Source organism: Salinisphaera hydrothermalis C41B8 (assembly GCF_000732535.1).
Taxonomy (GTDB): Bacteria; Pseudomonadota; Gammaproteobacteria; order Nevskiales; family Salinisphaeraceae; genus Salinisphaera; species Salinisphaera hydrothermalis.
The window spans coordinates 1-23,213 of the sequence record NZ_APNK01000022.1 but is presented as its reverse complement, the minus strand read 5'-3'; the positions used below and the strand labels follow the sequence as shown (position 1 = coordinate 23,213).

Genomic DNA, 23,213 nt, shown 5'->3' with positions numbered 1-23,213 from the left:
TCAGCTATGCGCGCCGAAGAATCGCACACCGCGGCGAATACGCTGGCCCAGGCGCCGAGCGAATCGTGCGAACCCGGTATTCGGATGGCGCAATTCATAGTCGACAGCGGTCGCCAGATGCCGTGCGTAACGCACCCGCAGCTTGGCCAGCGCGCTACGATCAGCCGCCTCGAGTTGGCCAAAGATCCAGTTCCACGGCAGGTTCCACGGGCGGCCCCGCCGGACCCGCGAGACGAAGTCCACCAGATACGGCCGATCCTGATCGTCGACCAGAATATTGCCGCCGCCACGCAGGTCGCCGTGCGCTACGCCGCGCTTGTGCATGGCCGTCACCAGCGTATCCAGGCGCTCATAGGCGACATCGCCCGGGTTGGCATGCGGCCAGGGCATGGCCGGGCAGTGCTCGATCAGCAAACCGCGACGATCGACCCGGCGATACAACTGCGGTACGCCCGCGAGATCGGCCAGCGCAGCGAGCGCGGTTGCCTCGCGCCAGAGCAGAACCGGCGCGATGAACCGGTTGAACCAGCCGGGCGCGCGCCCGTAGTCCTTGAACACCGCGCGCGCGGCGCCGTGTTCGACCAGCGCGACGTCCGGCTCGGTCGGCCCGCGTGTCTTGTAGTAACGCGTGGCCGAGGCATGCAGCTGATCGCGCGTCATATGCATGAGCGCTCGCATATCCGTGTCGGACGACACGGCTCGATCAGTCGCTGCTGCCCTGATCGGGCGCGGCGGACGGAAAATCCTGCGAACCGTCGTCGGAGCGCTTGAGCTTCGCCGGCACATGGCCGTCGTAGACTGCCTCCCGTCGATTTTCCAGGTAGTAGCTGCGCACGAAGGCATAGGGGTCAAACTGCTGCTTGAGCGTCGAATCGAAGCCAAGCAGGCTCGCCCGCAGATTCAGCCCCTCGATCCCACGCAGCGCATACGGCACCCAGGGATAGTCGTTGTTGATCGTATCGATCTGGTCGACGTAATTGATCGGGTTGGTGAACTGATCTCCCAACTTGCCGAACAGATCACGTCCGTCCGACGGCCCGAGCAGCGGCAGATAGATGTACATCCCCGGGCCAAGGCCCCAGTAACCGAGCGTCTGGCCGAAATCCTCATCCGGATGCGGCACCTTCAGCTTGCTGGCCACATCGAATAGACCGCCGAGACCGAACGAGCTGTTGATCATGAACCGGCCAAGCGACTGGTTAAACTTGCCCCACTTCAGCTGAAGCAGGCTGTTGACCATGGTCACCGGTTGGCTGGCGTTGTCGAAGAAATGCGTCACGCTGGCCTGCACCGGAGCCGGCACGATCTTGTTGTAGACCTGGGCCGCCGGGCGCACCGCGTACTGATCGGCCTTCTCGTTGAGCTTGTAGTTGAAGCGGTTGACGGGCTCCAGCGGATCCCACGGGTCAGAGGGCGGGCTGTGAACACAGCCGGCAAGAAGCAGCACAGCCAGCAGGCTGGCCAGGGTGAAATGGAAGCGCGACGTTGTTGGCATGAAATTCAGACCTCGGAACGGGGCGGCCCGGCGCTATTTCAAGGCGCGGTAATGGGCAAACAACTCCGATAGCGAATACTGCGGTGTGAAATCGTAAGTACGCGAAAACAGGCTGCCATCGATGATCACCGAGTACTTGAAGAAATCGATCAGATATTCGGACGGTGCCAGACGACCGAGCGCGCGGACCGCACGACGGGCAAGCACCGGGGGAATCGAGGGCAGGAACAGGCGACGGCACCCCGCCATCTGCAGTGCATCCTGATAGGTCACGTAATCGTCTGGTGCCACATTATATACCCCGGGATGGTTCTGCTCGAACGCTGCGACCACAGCCGCCGACATATCGGCGACGTGGATGAACTGCATCAGCGGGGAGAATCCGACCAGACACGGCGCCACCGGCTGCGCCAGCATGCGACTGATCTCGTTCTTGATGCCCGGCCCGGCAATATTGCACGGCCGCAGCACCACAATGTTGAGCTCGGGATGCTTGTAAAGATGAATGTTGAACAGATTCTCGAGCTCGACGGCGTCCACGGTCTCCGGCATGAGATTGGCCGCGCGCATCGGATATTCCTCGTCAATGAGGCTCGGATTGCGGGCGTCCGCCCCGTAGACGTGGAAGGTGGATAGCGCAAGCACCTTCTCGACGCCGTACTTGCGTGCCAGGCGCAGCAGCCGAGACGTGCCAACCACGTTGGCTGAATAGCGCCGGCCGCGGGTCGATTGCGTGAAGCGAATACGGCCCAGATGCGCGATGCCAACGAAATCGTGCTCGCGGAAGACATCCTCGAACGGGCGCTGGTTGAAGTCGATGACATAATCAACCGTATCGGGATAGTCGTCCTGTACCCCCCGAAACTCGACACCCACCACCTCGTAGCCGCGCTCGGTCAGATCGGCGATCACATGCTGGGCGAGCGCCCCGGCCGCACCGGTAACCATGATCTTGCCGCGATGGCCGTACCCCATACCAAGCTTGGCGCTGCGATCCCGCGGCGCGCCCACGGGGCCGCGTCGCGCCGGCGTCTTCCGCCCGCCCCGGCCCGCTTCGGCTGCTTTATGGCCGCCCGCACCGGACGGCTTTTTCTCTTGGTTTTCGTTATCGCTCATGATCTAGAAAATGCTCTTGCGCTGGGCGATCCCCGCATCGATCAGATCGCGGATTGCATCTTTGACCTCCTCGACCCGCCATTCCACATCGCGCTCGCTGTTGGCGTCGTTGGGAAACTGCATCGGCTGGCCGAAGTTCAGGATCACCCGGGCCGGCAGCGGCACCAGAGGGGAAAGCGGGAAATACGGCATGCCGAGCATCCGGGCCAACGGGCGGATGTTGACCAACGACGGCATGGTTTCCTCGCAGCCCACTACCCCCACCGGCACGATCGGCGTGTTGTGCTCCATCGCCAGATGCATGAAGCCGTGCCCGAAGCGCTGCAGCTGATAGCGCAACCGATAAGGCTTGCCGGAGCCGCGCACGCCCTCCGGAAAGACGACGAGCGCCTCTTCACGCTCGAGCATCTTGGCGCAGTTCTTGGGATCGCCGATCACCCCGCCAACCGAATTCATCCAGTTGCCGAGAAACGGCACCGAGGGAAACCAGCGCTCGATCATCGAGCGCGGCAGGCGCGCTCCCTCGCCCTTGTTGGCGACCGCGAACGATACCAGCACCCCATCCATGGGTAACTGCCCGCTGTGGTTGCCGACGATCAGCACGCGACCGCTGGCCGGCACGTTGTCCAGCCCATGAGCAACCACGCGGAAATAGTTTTCGTAGAGCCAGCGCACCGCCATAAAAGTGATCTTGGCGGTGTCGGGGTTCAGCCCCCAGGGGTCGTAGCCCAGCGACCCGATATTGCCCATCGGTAGCCGGTCCACGATCGATTCGACCTCGCGCGATACGGTCCGCGGCTTCAGATACTGCCGGATGCGCATACCACTCCTCGCTTGCGGACCGAAAGCGCCCGCGGGGCTAACCGGGTTTACACTAAGTACGTACGTTTTCGAGCTTAGCACGCAGATCCCGCCGGCCTTGAGCACCGATATCGACAAGCCATTTGCACGCCCCGAGCACCGCATCGCCCGGTTGCCGATCGAATCGATCGCCCGCGACCCGCATCAGGCGCGCACCCGCTTCGACGACGCGGGCCTGGCCGAACTGGCCGATTCGATCCGCGAATCCGGGGTAATCCAGCCGGTCGTCGTCACGGGCGACCCCGAACAGGGTTTCCGGCTGCTGGCTGGCGAGCGTCGCTGGCGCGCGGCCCAGCGCGCCGGGCTGGCTGAACTGCCGGCGATCATACGCAACGATCTCGACCCCGAGCAGGCCCGCGTACTCGGGCTGATTGAGAACCTGCAGCGTGAATCCCTCGGCGTGATGGACACGGCCCACGGGCTGGCGCGTCTCGGCGAAAGCCATGGCTTGACGCACGACGCGATCGCGGCGCGCATCGGCAAATCACGCGCTTATGTGAGCAACTTCCTGCGTCTGCGTCAGCTGGCCGAGCCGGTGCAGGCGATGCTCGACGAACACATTCTGTCGATCGGCCACGGCAAGATCCTGGCCGGCCTCGATGCCGCCACCCAGATTCGTCTGGCGCGACGCGCCGCCGCCGAGCGCGTCAGTGTGCGTCGTCTGGAACTCTGGGTGCGCGAGCAGAGCCAACCGCGAAGCGAAGCGGCCGCGGCCGCACCGCCCGAACTCGCCGCGCTGGAGCAACAGCTGGCCGAACATGTCGGCAACAGCGTGCGCATCCACTACAACGCCAATCGTCGGCGCGGCGAACTGCGTATCGCCTTCCACGACCTGGATGAATTCGAGGGCCTGCTCGCCCGGCTCGGATTCGACCCGGAAAGCGCCGATTGACCGCATGGAGGCCGGCTATGTCTCCCGGCGAATGGCCTCAGCCCAGCCGAGCGCCCGACGCGGCCGGTTTCAGTCCACGTCGCGATCGTCGCCGGCCGCCGGCTCGACGACCTCGGCAATGCTCAGATTCAGGCTGAAACGCTCGCGATCGTCGCCGCGTGCATCGGAGCTGAGGTCGTTCTGGTCGAACTGAATCATCGCCAGCCGGGCCATGCCGCCGCGAGCGCCGCCGGCCGGCCCGGACCAGACACCGACACGCGGCCCGCCGGGTGCAATCTGAGGCAGCGCGTCGCCGTAGACCGCTCGTAACCGCTCCGGCATCAACGCGGCGGCGCCTGCATCCAGCGGTGCCGTGCTGATCTGCATGTCGATCCAGTTCTGTCGCCGCTGCTCGGCGAGCCGCATGCGCGCCGCACGCGGCAGACGCTCGAGCGCCCGGCGCGTCAAAGAGGCCGCGGCTTGACGGCCGTATCGCATCAGCGGGTGTGTATCGTTGCCGGCGTCGTGCGCCAACGCCTCGCGATCGCCGCTGTCCGCGGGCATCCGAAAACAGCTATCGATATGCCCACGCACGCGTACGGTTTCTCCCATGCCGCGCGGACGGCTCGACAAGGCGACTGTGGCCGTCACCCAGGCTGGGCCGCCGTAGGGGTTGGGCAACGTGAGCCGCAGACTCGCCTCCCGCGGGCCGACCCGATCGACCGCCGCCAAACTGCTCAGCCGCGTCGCCCGTCGTTTAAAGGCCTGCCACATGCACGCGTCTCCGAACATGTACAATCTGGGCTTTGAGTATACGCGCGCAATACGCCATGTCCGAAACACGATATTTCCGTGTCCGCGGCCGGGTTCAGGGCGTGGGTTTTCGAGCCGCCACCAGCGATGCAGCCCGTAAACTGTCGCTCGACGGCTGGGTAAGAAACCGCGCCGACGGCGATGTGGAACTCATGGCACGCGGCGCCCCCGAGGATCTCGACGCGCTGCGCGTTTGGCTGCACGACGGCCCCGGCATGGCTCGGGTCGGCGAGGTATCCGAACAGAACGCGGACGATACCGATCTGCCGTCACCGTTCACGGTGACCTGACACTGCGTTCGTTATCGTAGTCCCAAAAAAAAGAGGCCCGGATCGGGAGGGCATCCGATCCGGGCCAGCCAGTGGGCGCCGCCAGGGGGCGGGCGACACCCTGAAGCATAGCCGCCCGACTCGGGTAGGATGCGGCTATGCGGGCAGAGTCGGTGAAGGGGGACACCGTTTCTGCGGTGGCAGCGGTATTGCGCCGCTGCCGTCGAGATCAAATATAGTCATCGGCCCTAACCGAGGCTAATTAAATTTCTTTTAATGGAACATAGAGCTGTACTATACAGCTATTATTTCGAGTCGACTCAGCGACATACGAACGTTCGGTCGTCCGATCGGAGCGCAAAATGAACCAGCCGGCCACGGCCCACACGAGTCAGACCGCGCAAGAGGCAGCGCTCAGGCGTACCTTCGCGATCATCTCGCACCCTGACGCGGGCAAGACCACGCTGACCGAAAAACTGCTGCTGTTCGGCGGCGCCATCCAGCTCGCGGGCACGGTCAAGGGCCGCAAAGCCTCGCGCCACGCCACGTCCGACTGGATGGCGATGGAACAATCGCGCGGCATTTCGGTGACCACGTCGGTGATGCAGTTCCCGTACAACGACCGCATCGTCAACCTGCTGGATACGCCGGGCCACGAGGACTTCTCCGAAGACACTTATCGCACGCTGACCGCGGTCGACTCGGCCCTGATGGTCATCGACATCGCGCGCGGCGTCGAGCCGCGTACGATCAAGCTGATGGAGGTCTGCCGGCTGCGCACCACGCCGATCTTCACCTTCATCAACAAGATGGACCGCGACGGCCGGCCACCGATCGAGGTGCTCGACGAGATCGAGGACATCCTCAAAATCGAATGCGCCCCCATCACCTGGCCGATCGGCATGGGCCGTGCCTTCAAGGGCGTCTACCACCTGCTCGACGACAAGGTGTATCTCTACGAGGGCTCCGACAACGAAGCCGGCGGCAAGACGGTCACACTCGACGGGCTCGAGGACCCTCGGCTCAAGGAGATTGCTGGCGACTATTACGACGAACTCCTCGAGGAAATCGAACTGGTGCGCGAGGCGGGCTCGGGCTTCGATCTGGAGCGCTATCTCGCCGGCGAGGTCACACCCGTGTTCTTCGGCTCGGCCGTGAACAACTTCGGTATTCGCCCCCTGCTCGACTCGTTCGTCGAGTGGGCGCCGGCGCCGCAGCCGCGCGAGACGACGTCGCGCGAGGTCGTGCCGACCGAGGAACCGTTATCCGGCTTCGTGTTCAAGATCCAGGCGAACATGGACCCGCAGCACCGCGATCGCATCGCCTTCATGCGCATCTGCTCGGGCCACTACAAGAAAGGCATGAAGATGCGCCATCTGCGTGCCGGCAAGGACATCCGTGTGGGCGATGCCATTACCTTCATGGCGAATCGGCGCGAAGCGGCGGAAACCGCCTGGCCCGGTGACATCATCGGTATCCACAACCACGGCACCATCGCCATCGGCGATTGCTTCTCGGAAGGCGAGGATCTGTCGTTCACCGGCATCCCGAACTTCGCGCCGGAGCTGTTCCAGCGCGTGGTGCTGCGCGACCCGCTCAAGGCCAAGGCATTGCACAAGGGCCTCGACCAGCTGTGCGAGGAAGGCGCGACCCAGGTGTTCCGTCCGTTGCACAACAACGACGTAATCCTGGGGGCGGTCGGCACGCTGCAGTTCGACGTGGTGGCCGAGCGCCTGCGCACCGAATACAACGTCAATGCCGGCTTCGAGGGCGTGGAGGTCTATACCGCGCGCTGGATCTACGGCGAGCCGCGCGAGATCGAGCGTTTTCGCAATCGCATGGACACCGGCGTGGCCGAAGACCACTCCGGCGCCCTGGTCTATCTGGCCCCTTCCCGGGTCAAGCTACAGCTGACCGAGGAACGCTGGCCCGATATCAAGTTTGCCAACGTACGCGAGTTCAATACCGGCAGCCGGGCATAAAAAAAACGACCCGCGGGGCAACCCATAGCAGTTTCAGTCCGCCAATGAACGCCAAGGGCGCAAATGGCGGACTGGATTTGCGACTTCCTGGTTTCGGGGCGCCACGTGATCTGTCTCTTCGTTCCTTGAGACATTGATCCGCAGATCACGCAGATGGCGGTTAATCGTTAGGGGCATGAGTTCGACCGGGGCGCAAATTGCGGTATGCGCTTCGTTCCCGTACGAATCAATATAGTTGCACGCGTTGTTCGGCTTCGTCGCCCGTTAGCGCCCCAGGGCCGCTGCGCCGGGAAAGCCGAACCGCATCTGTGTAAATCGGCGTTGATCGGCAGACAGCCTTTTTCGAGGGAACAAAGCCCGACAAGCGAACGGCGCCCCGCATCCCCCAGGTCGAAATACCAATCCGCCATTGGCGTTATTCGCGTTCATTGGCGGACTGGATTTAACGACCGCCTTGGTTTCGGGGCGCCACGTGACTGCTCTCTTCGTTCCTCTTAAGGCATTGATCCGTAGATCGACGCAGATCACGCAGATGGCGGTTAACCGTCAGGGACGTAAGTTCGACCGGGGCGCAAATTGTGCTATTCACTCCGTTCCCGAACGAATCAATTGGGTTGCAAGCGTTGTTCGGCTCCGTCGCCCCTTAGCGCCTCGAACCCGCTACGCCGCGAAAGCCGAACCGCATCTGTGTGAATCGGCGTTGATCTGCGGACAGTTTTCTTCCAAGAAACGAAGCCAGAAAAGCACAGCGGCGCCCCGCATCATCCGGGTCGCAAACCCCATCCGCCATTAGCGCACTTCGCGTTCATTGGCGGACTGGCGTCGCCGCTTCGGGGATCGTCGTTTCCACAAGATCGAGGGTGAGGCCGGCCTTGGCCAGGCGCTCTCCCTCGTGCTCTAGATCGGTACGCGTGAGCGGGCGTTGGGCGAGCCACTCCGTATCGATCGATACCGTGAGCTTCTTGTCGCCGTGGGTGAACGTGACCGGCGGACGCGTCGCGGGATTGCGTCCGCGATGCAAAATTACTGCAATACGCAACGCCAGTACGATGTCCCAGGTACGTGACTGCCACACCGGCGGCAGCGCATCGATCAGCTCGGTGCGAAAACGCCCGCGGTGCAAACGCACGATGGTCGCCAGCAGATGTTGGTCGGCCTGGGAGAAACCGCGGATATCGGCGTTGTCGAGCAGGTATTCACCGTGCTTGTGATAGGCCCGATGGGCCACCACGAGACCAATTTCGTGCAGCATCGCGGCCCAGCGCAGCACCCGCGCGGCCTCGGCGAGCCCATTGTCGTCATCGGCGGCATCGCCGCCATGGCCGGAGCGCCACAGCCGCGTCGCAGTATCGGCCACACGCCGGCCGTGCTCGCGATCGATCACGAATCGTCGGGCGGCATCGTCCACCCCATCATCGCGTGAGTCGTGCGCGGACAACCGGCCCAACAAATCGCTGATCACCCCTTCGCGCAGCGCCTTGTCCGAGACTTGCATGGCCTCGATGCCAAGGCTTTCGAACACGCCCACCAGCACCGCGAGGCCACCGGCAAAAATCGCGCGGCGCTCGGCTGAGACCCCGTCCGGCGACAGCTTCTCGACCGAGCCGGCCTTGTACAAGCGACGTGCCAGCTTTTCCAACGCATCACCGGTGATCAGTTCACCCGGCCCGTCGGCGCCCACCGCCCGGGCGATCGACTTGATACTGCCGGACGCGCCGATGGCCACATCCCAGCCAAGTTCGCCATAATCGTAGGCCAGCGGCTCGAGCGCGAGGCGAGCCTCGGTGACCGCGGCCTTCCAGGACGATTTGTCGATCTTGCCGCTGGCGAAAAACCGCGCGGTATAGGTCACCGCACCTAATGCCACGCTCTCCGCACGATATGCCTGCGGCCCGCGACCAATCACGAGCTCGGTCGAACCGCCGCCGATATCCACCACCAGCCGTTGCGCCGCCCCGGCATCCAGGTCTTCGGCCACCCCGGCATAGATCAGACGGGCTTCCTCGACCCCATAGATGATTTCGATGGGGTGGCCCAGCGCCGCTTCGGCCCGGGCGATGAATTGGCCCGCCCCCCGCGCCTGACGCAGCGTATTGGTGCCCACCACGCGCACCCGGGTCGCATCGAACTGGGCCAGCCGCTGACCGAACCGGGCCAGACAATCGAGCGCCCGTTGCTGGGTCTCCTCGTCGAGACGACCATCCGCCGAAAGCCCGCCGGCCAGGCGAACCGACTCCTTGATGCGATCCAGAACGCGTCGCTGACCCTGTTCAGACCGCACGACCAACATGTGAAAACTGTTGGAACCGAGGTCCACAGCGGCTACGGTAACGGACGGAGTCATGCGTTAGGGCTTTTCAGGGCGCAGTCCATGCGTCTATCTTAAGCAGCTTGTGCAGGGGTTGCGAGGGCGCGGTTTGGCAATCACGACAACAGACGGCATGAGCCGAAGGGGTTGGGGGATGGCTCTGATGCGTAGAGCGGTGTCCATGCCGCGTCTGCGGAGCTATCGATTCATCATCATCATGGCGGTGACTCTGGTCGCTAGCGGATGCGCCAGCCAGGGATTGCAGCGGGGGCATACCGACCTGAGTCGGGCCGGCGGCAGCGTAAAGCAACGCGACGGCCGCGGTACCGACGACTCCGATCCGGGCATGCTCTCGAGCGCGACAGCCCGGCTGGAAGCCGCCCTGCATCAGGTCTACGAACGCTGGGCCGGTACCCCGTATCGATACGGGGGGCAGAGCCGCAACGGGGTGGACTGCTCGAGCTTCGTGCGCCAGACCGTGGATACGGTCGAATCCTATGAACTGCCGCGTACCACCGTCGAGCAGGCCCAGGTGGGCATGTCGATCCCGCGCCAGGACCTCGAGGCCGGCGACCTGGTGTTCTTCAAGACCGGGGCGCTGTCGCATCACGTCGGGATCTATCTCGGCCGGGGGCGTTTCATGCACGCCTCCAGCAGTCAGGGCGTGACGATTTCGCGTCTGGACAACATCTACTGGCGCCATCACTACTGGCAGGCCCGCCGGATACTGGCCACCAGCCGTATGTAACCGACGGGTGGCGTGATCGCTCATAGCACGGACACCGGCCTGAGGCTCTGGCTTCGAACTGTCATCTTCGGCACCGACACCCCCGCGGGCCGAGGCTTCGATATCGTCCTCCTCGTGCTGATCGTCGCCAGCGTGATCAATCTCATGCTGGTCTCGGTCGCAGCCATCGAAGCCCAATTCGGCGCCCTCCTGCAGGCGCTCGAATGGCTATTCACCCTCGCGTTCAGCCTCGAATACGCGGCCCGGATCTATGCCGCGCGCCGCCGCTGGGCCTATATCTTCAGCTTCTACGGCCTGGTCGATCTGGTCTCGATCCTGCCTTTGTATATCGGCCTTTTGCTGCCCGAGGCCCAGTACCTCGTCGCGGTTCGCACCCTGCGCATGATGCGGATCTTCCGGGTGCTCAAGCTGGTCCGTTACGCAAACGACGCTGGCGTGATGACGCGAGCCCTACGCCACGCCCAGCGCAAGATGCAGATTTTTCTGGGCATGCTGGCGCTGATGGTCACCATTCTCGGGGCCCTGATGTATGTCGTCGAAGGCCCGGCCCACGGGTTCACCAGCATTCCGCGCTCGATCTACTGGGCCATCGTAACCATCACCACGGTCGGCTACGGCGATATCTCGCCGTCGACGCCGCTCGGCCAGGCCATCGCCGGCGTGGCCATCCTCGGCGGCTATGCGATTCTCGCCGTCACCGGCGGCATCATCACGGCCGAACTGACCAACGAGATCTCTGCCCAGCGCAGGAAGACCCTGTGCCCGCACTGTGAGCGCAGCGGTCACGAGATCGATGCCGATTATTGTAAGTTCTGTGGCGGCGATCTCAGTCATGAGCCGGAAGACGACGCGCCGGTCGACGAAGAACAGGCGAGCGCTCGCGACAAACTCGACTGAGCCAATACCAGCCCGCTGGCCGACCTCCACCGACGCACGGGCAGAAGCTTAAGAGCCTATTGGAATAGGCTTGAAAGCGGCGCGCATCCCACAGGTGGCGCCCGCCTTTGCGCACGGACCGACAACACGGCTGCCCCGCACACTATCGCCACTTTTTTTACCGGCATCTGGCCACGGCAAGCCCGAAGCGAAGCGCCGATCCCCGGCGCGGCGCCCGGGCCTGTTTGCCCCCCCTGCATAAAAAAACCCGCGACGGAAACCGTCGCGGGCTGCTTTTCAGAGCGGCTTGTGCCGTGAAAGCATCAGACCTGCTGAACGTGCCCCTGCTCGGACTGAGCCTGCTCGATCAGCCGGTGAGCGACCGATCGCCGCAGCATATCCTGGGCCCGCTCGATGGCACGATCCAAGCCTTCATGACGGATCTTGAACTGCTTGTGTGCGCGCGCCTTGAGCTCGTCGACGCTCGGGAACTCCGGCAACTCGACCTCGGCCAGATAGGCTTCGGCCGCGCTCCATTTATCGCGAGCGTGCTTGCGCAGATCTTCCATAACATGGCTGCCTTCCCAACGCTCACGGATGTTGGCGCTGATGCGATCAGCCGAGAAGCCGGCGGCGATGTAAACCGCACACTTGTCGATGATCTTCTGGGTCGGCGGTTTCTCGTTAGCCAGGATCGATTTCGGCGGTTGACGCAGATCCCATACCAGGCCGACTTTCTCCAAACCCACCAGCATGTAATAGGTGGGGTCGAACTCCCACCAGAAGAAGCCGTTACGCGCAGTGGCCGGGTAGTAGTGATGGTTGTTATGCCACCCCTCGCCCAGCGACAGCAGCGCCATGATCCAGTTGTTACGCGAATCGTCACCGGTGAGGTAACGCTGGCGACCGAACATATGGTCCAGCGAGTTGATGGTGAAGGTGGCGTGGTAAACCAGAATGGTCGACAGCAACCAGCCCACCAGCAGACCACTCCAGCCGCCGATCAGGAAGCAGATCACAGCCAGCGTGACGCCAGGCAGGAACTGGTGACGCTCGATCCAGCGAATCTCCGGATACTTGGAGAAATCCTTGATCAGATCCATGTCCGGGCTCGACCGGGCTTCGCGGTAGACCCAGCCCACATGCGCATCAAGGAAGCCGTAGTGGCGCGGCGAATGCGCATCTTCCGGCTCATCGGTATCACGATGATGCTCGCGGTGCTTGGCGGACCACCACAGCGGCCCTTTCTGTAGCGCGGTCGAACCGAGCAGCGCCAGCAGGAACTGGAATACGCGGCTGGTCTTGTAGCCCCGGTGCGAGAAATAACGGTGGTACCCGGCGGTGATGCCGAATACGCGCGCAACGTACAAGAACGCGCACATCGCGACCGACGTCCATGTGAAACCGGTCCACCAGATGCCGATCAGGGCCACGTGCATCAGCCCCATGGGCATGAAGTTCCACCAGTCGAAGTGGTCATCCATGTGCTGGTTCTGCGGAAACCTGAACCGCTTGGTCTTTTCGCTCATTGCTCAGCGAGCCTCTCAGAAATCGTCAGTCTTTCGCTGTAGTGTACAAACGTGCACAGCGTATCCGTGAGTATGCGGAGATTGAGAATCGTTTTCAAGAACCGCCGCTGCCGCTCGTCGGCTACGCACGCGCGCCGGCGATGGATTCAACCCCTGTCGGCATCGGTCTCGAGGCCGGCAAAATCGAACAGATCGTTATCGGCCATCTGTGACGGCGCGATCCGTGTCATCGATCGGAAGATGCGCTCGCTGCGCCCCGGATCGATGCGTTCCCAATCGGCCAGCATGGCTTTGACATTCTGGCGCGCCAGATTCTCCTGGGAGCCGCAGAGATTACAGGGGATGATCGGGAACTGCTTGAGCCGCGCATACTTCTCGATCTCGGCCTCGGCGCAGTAGGCCAGCGGCCGGATCACGACATTGTCACCGTCGTCGGACTTCAGCTTGGGCGGCATGGCGGCCATGCGCGCGCCATGGAACATGTTGAGAAACATCGTTTCCACGATATCGTCGCGATGATGCCCCAACGCGATCCGCGTGAAGCCGTTCTCGCGCGCATAGCGATAGAGAATGCCGCGCCGTAGACGCGAGCACAGCCCGCACATGGTCGCGCCCGGCTCGATCTTTTCGGTGACCACCGAATAGGTATCGCGCTCGATGATCTCGTAGTCCACGCCGAGCTCGGACAGATAGTTCGGCAGGATATGTTCGGGGAAGCCGGGCTGCTTCTGGTCCAGATTCACCGCCCGCAGCGTGAACGATACCGGCGCCACCTGCTGCAGATACAGCAGGGTATCCAGCAGCGTGTAGCTGTCCTTGCCGCCGGACAGACACACCATGATGCGCTCGCCCTCACGGATCATGCCGTAATCGACGATCGCTTGGCCGGCCTGACGCCGCAGTCGCTTGGTCAGTTTCTCGGCCGCATTCGAGCCGGGGGTCAAACCGGCCGGGGCCCGGGTATCGAGAACGGGGATGTCACTCATGGCGCGCCGCGCGCTTGAAATGGGAACGCCGCGTATTGTACCGGCGCCTCGATCGGCCCGGCTACGCCCGCGCGATGAGCTGATTCATCACGCGGCGTGCCTGGGCCGCGTAACCGCCGCCGAACAGACGCGCGTGGTTGAGCAGATGATGCAGCTGGTACAGCGGCCGGCGAATCTCGCGATAACCGGCGGCCGCCGGCCAGGCGCCCCAGTAGGCTTCGTAGAAATCGGGCGAGAAACCGCCGAACAGCTCGGTCAGCGCCAGATCGGTCTCGCGATCGCCGTAATAGACCGCCGGATCGTAGATCACCGGACGCCCGTCTTCGTCCATGCCGGCATTGCCGCCCCAGAGATCGCCGTGCAACAGCGACGCCTCGGGTTTATGCCCACTCAGCAGATCCGGCAGAACCGCCAGCAGCCGGTCGCCATCACGCGCGACGTCGGGATAATCCGGGGCCAACGCGTCGAGCATCACCGCCAAGCGGTTCTCACGCCAGAACTCGGTCCAGTCGGCGTGGCGGGCGTTGTGTTGGGGGTTGGGGCCGAGCGTGTTGTCGCGGTCCCAGCCGTGGCGGGTGGCCACGATGCCATGCAACTCGGCCAGCCCTTCGCCGAGGCGCGTCATCGATTCCCGGGTCGGCCGTGCGAGCGGCACGTATTCGAGCACGATAAACGCCAGTTCCCCTGTCGCGTCGACCGTAATCGGCTCCGGCACCCGCAGCAGCGTAGCCTGGCGCAGCTCGACCAGGCCGGCCGCCTCGGCCTCGAACATGTCGCGGCGCTCCGGCCGGTTGGTCTTGACGAAAAAACGGCGCTCGCCGTCGCCGAGAATATGCGCCTCGTTGATATCGCCGCCCAGCGCCGCGCGTCGATCGTCGATGCTGAAGGCACGGCCGGTCGCCGCTGAAATCGCGTGTTCGATGGCCGCCCAGTCGCTCATGTTGCCTCGCTTTCGGTATCGCCCAGGCCGAGTTGATTGCGCAACCGCCGGCCGACGCCGAGTTCGTCGCACAGTTGTCGTAGCCGCGTCGCATCGGGCGCCCGGCGCTCGATATCGCGCTGCGCGGCGTCGAGATCGATATCCGCCACTACGGTGGCCAGACGTCGAGACAACCTCGCCTGCTCGGCATGTGCCTCGAGTTTCGACGCCAGCGATTGGGCGCCGCGCACATCCGTGGCGCGCACACCCTCCGGGTCGCCCAGCATCGTCTCGAGGTCGGGAAAACGCGCCAGCAGCGCCGCCGCCGTCTTGGCGCCGATCCCCGGCACGCCGGGGATGTTGTCGGCGCTATCGCCGACCAGCGCGAGATAATCCGGAATCGCCGCCGGCACCACGCCGAAGCGCTCGTGAATCGCGGCCTCGTCGTAGCGCATCTCGCGGGCATAGTCCCAGAGGATATCGCCGGGTCCGAGGATCTGCGCCAGGTCCTTGTCCGAGGTCACGATCGTGACCGACTCGTCACTCGTGGCAGCCAGCGTCGCAATCAGATCGTCGGCCTCGTAGCGCGGGCTCGACAGCGTCGCGACGCCGAGCGCCTCGGTAATCGCCCGGCAAGCGCCGATCTGATCGACGAGATCGGCCGGCGGCTGCTCGCGATTGGCCTTGTAGTCGGCAAAGAATTCGTTGCGAAACGAGCTGGTCAGTGATTCGTCGAAGGCCGCGGCGATCCGTTGCTCGCCGGCCGCTGCCGCGAGCAGGCCGGTCAGAAACCCGACGTAGCCATGCACGGCGTTCAGCGGCCGGCCGCCAGACCCGGTGATAGAGTCCGGCAACGCATGGAACGCCCGGAAGATATAGACGCTGGCGTCGATCAGCAGCATGTGCGTAGTGTACTGACCGATCGCCGGTTGGCGCCACGGCGCCGGTCACCTGTTATTCGGAGACACACATGATTCGCAAGACGTGGGGCGCGGCCCTGCTCGCATTGGCCGCTCTGGCGGCGTTCGCCGGCCCGGCCGCCGCCGACACGACGCTCACCTATGTCGGCGCCAGCGGCCAATACAAGGTCTATATCACCCCCAACGCGGTGCGCATCGACGGCGACGGCGACGGCTGGCAACTCTACAAGCGCAACGACCCGGCCATCATCTCGGTCTCGCCCAAGGATCAGACCTACACCCGGCTGGACAAGAACACGGCGGGCGAGATCCGTCATCAGATGGACGCCCTGCGCGCCCGGATCGAGAATCGTCTGCAGCAGTTGCCCGCCGATCGTCGCGCCGCGGCCCGCGCAGCCATGGCCGAAAAAGTGCCCGGCCTGAACGGCAAGCAGCAGTCCATCGGACTGGATCACACCGGTGCTACCGATCACGTGGATGGCGTTGCCTGCGACGTCATCCAGATCGTGCGCGGCGGCCAACCGGCCGACAAGATGTGCGTGGCCAGCGCTAAGGCGCTGGGGCTGTCGAGTGCCAGCTTCGCGACCGTGAAATCCATGTTCGCCCTGCTGCGCGACATGTTGTCGGGCACCGGCCTGGAAGGCATCGGTTTGCCCTATCGCAATCTGTCCGGCATGCCGGTGCGCTTCCAGGATGGCCTGTCGGGCGAACAGCGCACGCTGGCGGCCGTCAGCCACCGCTCGATTCCCGACAGTCGCTTCCAGATCCCCGACAACTACGTCGAGCAGAAGCCGGAGGCCCCGACCGTCAGCCAGTGAGGCACTGAGGCCAAAACCGATAAAGAATAAAAATTCCAACAATAAAATATTTGGAAATTATATTCTTTCAAGCTCGCTATCCGGCCGATTATGTGGTTAGACTCGGTGCTCCGGTGTTTTCACCGGTCAGGGAGGAGCGGCCACCACCGGCCGAACACGTAACTCACGTCATCGACGACTCGAACACGGGCCGAACAAGAATATGACCGTATCGATTGCTGTAGCGAAGGAGACAGCGGCGGGCGAGAAGCGCGTCGCGATGGTACCCAAGGTCGCCGCCAAGCTGACCAAGATGGATGTGGCACTCACCGTGGCGAAGGGCGCGGGCGAAGCGAGCCGGATTCCCGACGAATCCTACGAAGAGCCTGTCGTGCTGTCCGGGCGCGCGGACGAGATCTACAGCGCCAATGTGGTGCTTGCGGTCAACGCGCCCGAGATCAAGCAGATCGAGAAGATGAAAAAGGGGTCGGTCCTGGTCAGTTTCGTTCAGGGCCACAACAACCCGGACGTGGTCGACGCCCTGGTGAAGAACAACGTCACCTGCTTCGCCATGGAGCTGATCCCACGCATCAGCCGGGCGCAGTCCATGGATGCCCTGTCCTCTCAGGCCAACGCGGCCGGCTACAAGGCCGCGCTGATCGCCGCCAACGCGCTCGAGCGTTTTCTGCCCATGCTCACCACGGCCGCCGGCACCATCCGGCCGGCCAAGGTGCTGGTCATCGGCGCCGGTGTGGCCGGCCTGCAAGCAATCGCCACGGCCGGACGCCTGGGCGCCAAGGTCTACGGCTATGACGTCCGCACCGAAACCAAGGAACAGGTCGAGTCGCTGGGTGCCGAGTTTCTGGTGGCCGAAGGCGTGAAAGCCGAGGCCGAGGGTGGCTATGCCCGCGAACTCACCGACGAAGAAAAAGCCAAACAGCAACAGATGTTGGCCGACAACATGGCCGACGCCGATGCCGTGATCACCACGGCCGCCGTACCCGGCCGGCCCGCGCCGAAGATCGTGTCGAAGGCTATGGTCGAGCGGATGAAGCCTGGCGCGGTGCTGGTCGATCTGGCGGCTTCCGGCGGCGGCAACTGCGAGCTCACGCAGCCCGACGAGATCGTCACCCACGGATCGGTCACCATCCACGGGCCGTCGAACATGCCATCGCTGCTGGCCGAGCACGCCAGCGAGATGTACGCCCAGAATCTGTTCAACTTCCTCCAGCTGATCGTGGTCGAGGAAGAAGGCCAGGACGACGTCAAACCGGGCGACAAGAAACATAAACTCGATTTCGACTGGGACGACGAGATTCTGGCCAAGGCCGTGCTCACGCACGACGGCAAGCTCGTCAACGAATCGGTTCGGACCGCGCTCGGCTATGCGGAAACCGACGAATCCGTCGCCAGCGGCAACAACGGCTAGACGCAGAACAGAAACCGTTACAACAACAGTTCACGCGCATTCGGGGAGAATTACCATGATCACCGGCTTCGTCGCCCTTTATATCTTCATGCTCGCGGCCTTTACCGGCTACGAGATCATCGGCCGCGTGCCGACCATCCTGCACACGCCCCTGATGTCGGGCTCGAACTTCGTGCACGGCATCGTGCTGGTCGGCGCGATGGTCGCGCTCGGCAACGCCGACGGGTTCTGGGAGACCCTGATCGGCTTCGTGGGCACGATTCTGGCCGCCGGCAACGCCGTAGGCGGCTATGTCGTGACCGAGCGCATGCTCGAAATGTTCAAGTCCTCCAAGGACTGATCCAAGAAAAACCACGATAAAAGGGGTCACCTATGGGTTTCTGGGGCTTTCTCGTCAACGCGAGCTATTTCGTCGCCGCGGTCCTGTTCATCTACGGTCTCAAGCAGATGGGCTCGCCGCGCACCGCGCGCAACGGCATCAAGGTCGCCGGCGCCGGCATGCTGGTGGCAACGCTCTTCACCTTCTTCCACCCGGCCATTCACGGCAACGCCTGGCATTACATCCTCATGATCGTGGCCATCGCCATCGGTGGATCGGCGGCCTGGGTCTCGGGCAAGCGCGTCCAGATGACGGCCATGCCGCAGATGGTCGCGCTCTACAACGGCATGGGCGGCGGCGCGGCCGCGGCCATCGCTCTCATCGAGATGTACTCGCACGAGGCATTCTCGGCCGGCTTCGGGCTGATCATCATGGCCGTGGTCGGCGCGCTGATCGGCGGCGTGTCGTTCGCCGGGTCGCTGATCGCCTGGGCCAAGCTTGAGGGCAAGCTCACCAAGAGCTTCCGTATCCCCGGCCAGCAGTTCGCCACGCTGGCGCTGGCCGCGCTGATCGTGATCTTCGGTTGGGCGATCGTGGCCTCCGATTTCTCGGCGCCGGTACTGGTCACTCTGTTCTTCTTCATGAGCCTGGCCTTCGGCGTGCTGCTGACGATTCCGATCGGCGGCGCCGACATGCCGGTGGTCATCTCGATGTACAACGCCTTCACCGGCCTGGCGGTGGCCTTCGAGGGCTATGTCATCGACAACCCGGCCATGATCATCGCCGGCATGGTGGTGGGCGCGGCCGGCTCGCTGCTCACCTATCTGATGGCCAAGGGCATGAATCGCTCACTGACCAACGTCCTGTTCGCCGGCTTCGGCGTGGACGACGGTGCCCAGGCCGAGGGCCCGGAAGGCGAGATGAAATCGGTCGAGGCCTTCGATGCCGCCGCCTCCATGGCCTATGCCGATTCGTTGATCATCGTGCCCGGCTACGGCTTGGCCGTAGCCCAGGCCCAGCACAAGCTCTGGGAGTTCGTGCAGGCGCTGCAGAAGGAACACGGGGTGGACGTGAAGTTCGCCATCCATCCGGTCGCCGGGCGTATGCCGGGGCATATGAACGTGCTGCTGGCCGAGGCCGGCGTGCCCTACGACCTGATCTACGATCTGGAAGAGATCAACCCGGAATTCCCGTCGGCCGATGCCGCACTGGTCATCGGCGCCAACGACGTGGTCAATCCGGCCGCCAAGGAGGACAAGGGCAGCCCGATCTACGGCATGCCGATCCTCAATGTCGGCGCGGCGCGCGAGGTCTACGTAATCAAGCGTGGCAAAGGCACCGGCTTTTCCGGCGTGGCCAACCACCTGTTCTTCGGCGAAAACACCCGCATGGTGTTCGGCGATGCCAAGCAGGTCTGTGCCGATCTGACCAGCGGGTTGAAGCAGATCTAAGCGTCGCGTCTCCTGCACTTTTGAAAGCCGCCTTCCGGGCGGCTTTCCTGTTTGCGCATGCAGCGCTTGGCGATCGGTCGTATCCTCGATCGCCATGCATGAACTCGCCCCGCTCGTCGCCCGACTCCGGCGACACCACCCACGCCGCAATATGCTGCGCCGCCGCCTCAAGCGCGCGGCGGTTGCTGCCCTGCTGCGCGATTCGCGCCAGGGCGTGGAAGTGCTTGTGGTCGAACGCGCCCATCGCCCCGGCGACCCGTGGTCGGGCGACATGGCGCTGCCCGGCGGGCGTATCGAGGCCGTCGACGAAGCCAGCGCCTCGCGCGCGGCCTGTCGCGAAACCGCCGAGGAGATCGGGGTGGCGATCGATCGCACCCGGGGTATCGGCCGGCTGTCCGACCGGCTTACCCTCGATCATCGCCGCCGGCGGCCGATGGTGATTTCTCCATTCGTCTATCGCTGGCCGAGCGACGCGCAAATCGCGCCCAACGCCGAGATTGCCGGTTGGCAATGGATTCCGCTCGCCTGGCTCGACGAGCCCATCAACCGCGGGCAGCTAACCTGGCATATTCGCGGCTTGGCGAAGACGATGCCCTGCTACGATTGCGGCAACGGTCGACGTCTGTGGGGTCTGACCCTGCTCATGCTGGATGAGCTGCGCCGCATCGGATCCGGTTCGCCCCGATGACCACGCCGCGACTGACCCAAGACGTCACCTGCCGCAAACCATCGCGCTGGCATGGCCGTATGGGAAATTGTCTTGTTTCCACATTCAGTTGTGCACAAATCCACAGTCCCGATTCGGCCGACGTCCTGAGCCCCGAAATGTCCGGGCTCATGAAGACAAATTATAAGATATTGAATCGATACGTTATTTATAGGGAATTTCGCGCCATAGGCACGATAGGCGTCCGCCTCGGGCGCAGGCGTCCCAAATTCATCCACGCACTTATCCACAGGATATAGAGCGTTGATGGAACAGGATTACCCCGTGATCCGGGTCGCCGTGCCAGTGCCCCTGTACGGCACTTTCGACTACCTCGTCGACCCGGCCGCGTCCGCGCCAGTCGGTGCGCGGGTACAGATCCGATTCGGCCGGCGACCGCTGGTGGGCGTGATCGTCGCCACCGATGTCGAAAGTCAGGTCGCCCCCGACAAGCTCAAGCCGGTGCTGCGCGTGCTGGATGACACGCCGCTGTTCGACGAGGCCCTGCTCAAACTGCTGCGCTGGACCGCGCGCTATTACCATCACCCGCTCGGCGATACGCTGGCCACCGCCCTGCCGGCCGCGCTGCGCCGTACTCGCACCGACACCGAATCCACCCGCAACCGCGGATGGCAGGCGGTCGCTGACGCACCGGCCGAGGCCGAAGCCGCGTTGACACGCGCCCCACGCCAGCAGGAACTGTTGGCGGCCATCCGCGCGGCCGGCAACGCCGTAGCACACGGCACGCTGCTGGCCCGCTTCCCGGGCGCCCAGCGGCCGTTGAACGCGCTGGCCGAGCGTGGGCTGATCGAGGCCGTCGCGCTGCCGGGCGGTCTTGAGACCGGCACTGCCGGCACGCCGCCCGCGCTGACATCGGATCAACAAGACGTGGTCGATCGCCTGCGCACGGCCAGCGGCTTTGCCCCGGCCCTGATCGAAGGCGTGACCGGCTCGGGCAAGACCGAAATCTATTTCCAGCGCATGGCCGATATCCTGGCGACCGGACGGCAAGTGCTGTTTCTGGCCCCGGAGATCGGCCTGACGCCGCAGCTCATCGATCGCCTGCGCTCGCGATTTGCGGCCGCCATCGGCGTGTTGCACTCGCAGCGCTCGGACGGCGAACGCGCGGATGTCTGGAAAGCCGCCGGCGCCGGCGAGGCGGATATCGTCATCGGCACGCGCTCGGCCATATTCACGCCCATGCCGCGGCTGGGCCTGATCATCGTCGACGAAGAGCACGACGGCTCTTATAAACAAGGCGACGGGCTGCGTTACCACGCCCGCGACGTGGCGCTGAAACGCGCCCAGGACGCGGCTATCCCGATTCTGCTCGGCAGCGCCACGCCGGCGCTGGAGACGCTGCACAACGCCCGCGCCGGCCGGTTCGTCCATCACAAGCTCGTGCGTCGAGCCACCGGCGCCGCCCTGCCGGCGATCCGACTCATCGACATCCGCTCGCGGCCGCTCGACGGCGGCCTGTCCGATCCGCTGATCAATCGAATCCGGCCGCATCTGGAAGCCGGCAACCAGGTGATGATCTTCATCAACCGGCGCGGCTTCGCACCGGCGCTGTTCTGCCACGACTGCGGCTGGAGTGCGCCCTGTCATCGCTGCGATGCGCCGATGACCGTGCACGGTGCGATGAGCCGGCTCGTCTGTCATCACTGCGGCAGCACCGAGAAAGCGCCCACGGTGTGTGCGTCCTGCGGCAGCGAATCCCTGATCGCGCTCGGCGCCGGCACCCAGCGCGTAGCCGGCGCGTTGCGCAGTCATTTTCCGGATGTCGCGGTCGCGCGTTTCGATCGCGACAGCATGGCCCGTAAGGGGCGCCTGGAAGCCCAGCTGGCCGATGTCGCCAGCGGCAAGACCCAGCTGCTGGTCGGCACCCAGATGCTGGCCAAGGGCCACGATTTTGCGCGCCTGACCTGTGTCGGCGTGCTGGACGTCGACGGTGGCCTGTTCTCGGCCGATTTCCGCGCCACCGAACATATGGCCCAGGTCGTCACCCAGGTCGCCGGGCGCGCGGGCCGGGCCGATCGGCCCGGCGAAGTCTGGCTGCAGACACGCAACCCCGAGCATCCGATGCTCGTGCGCCTGCTGGGCGGCGGCTACCCCGGCTTTGCCGAGGCCGCGCTGGCCGAACGCGAAGCAACCGCCCTGCCGCCCTACGGGCATCTCGCCCTGCTGCGCGCAGAGGCCCACGAGCAGCGCTACCCGCACGACTTCCTCGCCGCCGCGGCCGAAACCATTCCGCTGGGCGGCGAACTCGCCTGCTGGGGTCCGGTGCCGGCGCCCATGGCCCGTCGTGCCGGGCGCTATCGAGCCCATCTGCTGTTGCATGCGTCGCGCCGGGCACTGCTGCATCCCGTGCTCGACCGCTGGCAGACCCAGCTCGCCGAGCTGCCCGCCGCCCGGCGCGTGCGCTGGTCGATCGATGTCGATCCACAGGACCTGCTCTAAGCGTCTTTATGCTATCCAGGCTTCGTTGGCGAAGACAAATGAAGCCACGGAGGTCGCGACATCCAGTCCGCCAATGAACGCGAAGGGCGCTCATGGCGGATGAATCTTTCGAGCGGGCCGACACGGGGCGCCATGGTGTTTTTTCGGGCCTCGTTCGTTGAAGTAGGACGATCCGCAGATTGCGCAGATTACACAGATGCGGTTCTGTTGTTGCGGCGTAGCGGGTCCGAGGCGCTAACGGAAGACCGAGCCGAACGAAGCTTGCACCCCGAGTGATTCGCGGGGGAACGAAGCGCATACAGCAATTCGCGCCACGATCGAACTAACGCCCCTGATGACTAACCGCCATCTACGTGCA

The 23,213-nt window shown here is 64.2% G+C and carries 21 protein-coding genes; 11 read left to right on the top strand and 10 right to left on the bottom strand.

The features are described from left to right. Genes C41B8_RS19675 through C41B8_RS13170 form a run of 4 tightly spaced genes read right to left on the bottom strand, consistent with a single transcriptional unit; the run spans position 1 to position 3,433 of the window. The gene (locus C41B8_RS19675) at positions 1 to 666 is read right to left on the bottom strand and encodes a protein kinase family protein (protein WP_156962530.1); all 666 of its coding nucleotides are present in this window, start codon (positions 664 to 666) and stop codon (positions 1 to 3) included. 37 nt (positions 667 to 703) lie between these two features. After that, the gene (locus tag C41B8_RS13180) at positions 704 to 1,495 is read right to left on the bottom strand and encodes an MlaA family lipoprotein (protein ID WP_037339036.1); all 792 of its coding nucleotides are present in this window, start codon (positions 1,493 to 1,495) and stop codon (positions 704 to 706) included. Positions 1,496 to 1,528: 33 nt separating this feature from the next. Then, a complete protein-coding gene (locus C41B8_RS13175; protein WP_156962529.1) occupies positions 1,529 to 2,611 on the bottom strand; it encodes an NAD-dependent epimerase/dehydratase family protein in 1,083 nt (360 codons plus the stop codon). Between the two features lie 3 nt (positions 2,612 to 2,614). Continuing rightward, the gene (locus C41B8_RS13170) at positions 2,615 to 3,433 is read right to left on the bottom strand and encodes a lysophospholipid acyltransferase family protein (RefSeq protein WP_037339034.1); all 819 of its coding nucleotides are present in this window, start codon (positions 3,431 to 3,433) and stop codon (positions 2,615 to 2,617) included. Between the two features lie 97 nt (positions 3,434 to 3,530). Here C41B8_RS13170 and C41B8_RS13165 point away from each other — a divergent pair, with 97 nt between their 5' ends. Further along, positions 3,531 to 4,364 (top strand): ParB/RepB/Spo0J family partition protein, encoded by an 834-nt coding sequence (locus tag C41B8_RS13165; RefSeq protein WP_051883498.1) that lies wholly within the window; start codon positions 3,531 to 3,533, stop codon positions 4,362 to 4,364. Positions 4,365 to 4,433: 69 nt separating this feature from the next. Here C41B8_RS13165 and C41B8_RS13160 read toward each other — a convergent pair whose 3' ends face one another. Then, positions 4,434 to 5,117, bottom strand: a complete 684-nt coding sequence (locus C41B8_RS13160; protein WP_037339032.1) for a hypothetical protein — start codon at positions 5,115 to 5,117, stop codon at positions 4,434 to 4,436. A gap of 56 nt (positions 5,118 to 5,173) precedes the next feature. Between C41B8_RS13160 and C41B8_RS13155 the strand changes: the two genes are divergently transcribed. Further along, positions 5,174 to 5,446 (top strand): acylphosphatase, encoded by a 273-nt coding sequence (locus C41B8_RS13155; protein ID WP_037339029.1) that lies wholly within the window; start codon positions 5,174 to 5,176, stop codon positions 5,444 to 5,446. A 341-nt stretch (positions 5,447 to 5,787) separates the two neighbouring features. Beyond that, positions 5,788 to 7,407 (top strand): peptide chain release factor 3, encoded by a 1,620-nt coding sequence (locus tag C41B8_RS13150; protein WP_037339026.1) that lies wholly within the window; start codon positions 5,788 to 5,790, stop codon positions 7,405 to 7,407. A gap of 805 nt (positions 7,408 to 8,212) precedes the next feature. On the opposite strand, the gene C41B8_RS13145 is transcribed toward C41B8_RS13150, so the two are convergent. Beyond that, positions 8,213 to 9,751 (bottom strand): Ppx/GppA phosphatase family protein, encoded by a 1,539-nt coding sequence (locus C41B8_RS13145; RefSeq protein WP_084188957.1) that lies wholly within the window; start codon positions 9,749 to 9,751, stop codon positions 8,213 to 8,215. 118 nt (positions 9,752 to 9,869) lie between these two features. Between C41B8_RS13145 and C41B8_RS13140 the strand changes: the two genes are divergently transcribed. Further along, positions 9,870 to 10,463, top strand: a complete 594-nt coding sequence (locus tag C41B8_RS13140; protein WP_232226073.1) for a C40 family peptidase — start codon at positions 9,870 to 9,872, stop codon at positions 10,461 to 10,463. 12 nt (positions 10,464 to 10,475) lie between these two features. Beyond that, entirely contained in the window at positions 10,476 to 11,360 is an 885-nt protein-coding gene (locus C41B8_RS13135) for an ion transporter (RefSeq protein ID WP_232226072.1), read from the top strand. 302 nt (positions 11,361 to 11,662) lie between these two features. On the opposite strand, the gene C41B8_RS13130 is transcribed toward C41B8_RS13135, so the two are convergent. From C41B8_RS13130 to C41B8_RS13115, 4 genes are all read right to left on the bottom strand, one after another. Beyond that, a complete protein-coding gene (locus tag C41B8_RS13130; protein ID WP_051883496.1) occupies positions 11,663 to 12,868 on the bottom strand; it encodes an acyl-CoA desaturase in 1,206 nt (401 codons plus the stop codon). 146 nt (positions 12,869 to 13,014) lie between these two features. Continuing rightward, complete coding sequence (gene ttcA / locus C41B8_RS13125) at positions 13,015 to 13,854, bottom strand: tRNA 2-thiocytidine(32) synthetase TtcA (protein ID WP_084188955.1); 840 nt, start codon at positions 13,852 to 13,854, stop codon at positions 13,015 to 13,017. Between the two features lie 61 nt (positions 13,855 to 13,915). Then, the gene (locus C41B8_RS13120) at positions 13,916 to 14,794 is read right to left on the bottom strand and encodes a fructosamine kinase family protein (protein ID WP_037339023.1); all 879 of its coding nucleotides are present in this window, start codon (positions 14,792 to 14,794) and stop codon (positions 13,916 to 13,918) included. Further along, positions 14,791 to 15,675 (bottom strand): 5'-3' exonuclease, encoded by an 885-nt coding sequence (locus C41B8_RS13115; RefSeq protein WP_037339021.1) that lies wholly within the window; start codon positions 15,673 to 15,675, stop codon positions 14,791 to 14,793. The genes C41B8_RS13120 and C41B8_RS13115 overlap by 4 nt, the downstream gene beginning before the upstream one ends. A gap of 68 nt (positions 15,676 to 15,743) precedes the next feature. Here C41B8_RS13115 and C41B8_RS13110 point away from each other — a divergent pair, with 68 nt between their 5' ends. From C41B8_RS13110 to C41B8_RS13085, 6 genes are all read left to right on the top strand, one after another. Continuing rightward, positions 15,744 to 16,511 carry a hypothetical protein gene (locus tag C41B8_RS13110; RefSeq protein WP_037339018.1) on the top strand — a complete coding sequence of 256 codons (768 nt, stop codon included), beginning with the start codon at positions 15,744 to 15,746 and terminating at the stop codon, positions 16,509 to 16,511. 202 nt (positions 16,512 to 16,713) lie between these two features. Further along, positions 16,714 to 17,919, top strand: coding sequence for a Re/Si-specific NAD(P)(+) transhydrogenase subunit alpha (locus tag C41B8_RS13105; protein WP_037339015.1), 1,206 nt, complete (start codon positions 16,714 to 16,716; stop codon positions 17,917 to 17,919). Positions 17,920 to 17,974: 55 nt separating this feature from the next. Then, positions 17,975 to 18,259: an NAD(P) transhydrogenase subunit alpha part 2 gene (locus tag C41B8_RS13100; protein WP_037339012.1), complete on the top strand. Its 285-nt coding sequence runs from the start codon at positions 17,975 to 17,977 to the stop codon at positions 18,257 to 18,259. A 32-nt stretch (positions 18,260 to 18,291) separates the two neighbouring features. Further along, a complete protein-coding gene (locus tag C41B8_RS13095; RefSeq protein ID WP_037339010.1) occupies positions 18,292 to 19,689 on the top strand; it encodes an NAD(P)(+) transhydrogenase (Re/Si-specific) subunit beta in 1,398 nt (465 codons plus the stop codon). A 151-nt stretch (positions 19,690 to 19,840) separates the two neighbouring features. Beyond that, positions 19,841 to 20,377, top strand: coding sequence for an NUDIX hydrolase (locus tag C41B8_RS13090; protein ID WP_198025187.1), 537 nt, complete (start codon positions 19,841 to 19,843; stop codon positions 20,375 to 20,377). 285 nt (positions 20,378 to 20,662) lie between these two features. After that, the gene (locus C41B8_RS13085; protein WP_037339006.1) at positions 20,663 to 22,855 is read left to right on the top strand and encodes a primosomal protein N'; all 2,193 of its coding nucleotides are present in this window, start codon (positions 20,663 to 20,665) and stop codon (positions 22,853 to 22,855) included. Positions 22,856 to 23,213 lie beyond the last annotated feature (358 nt).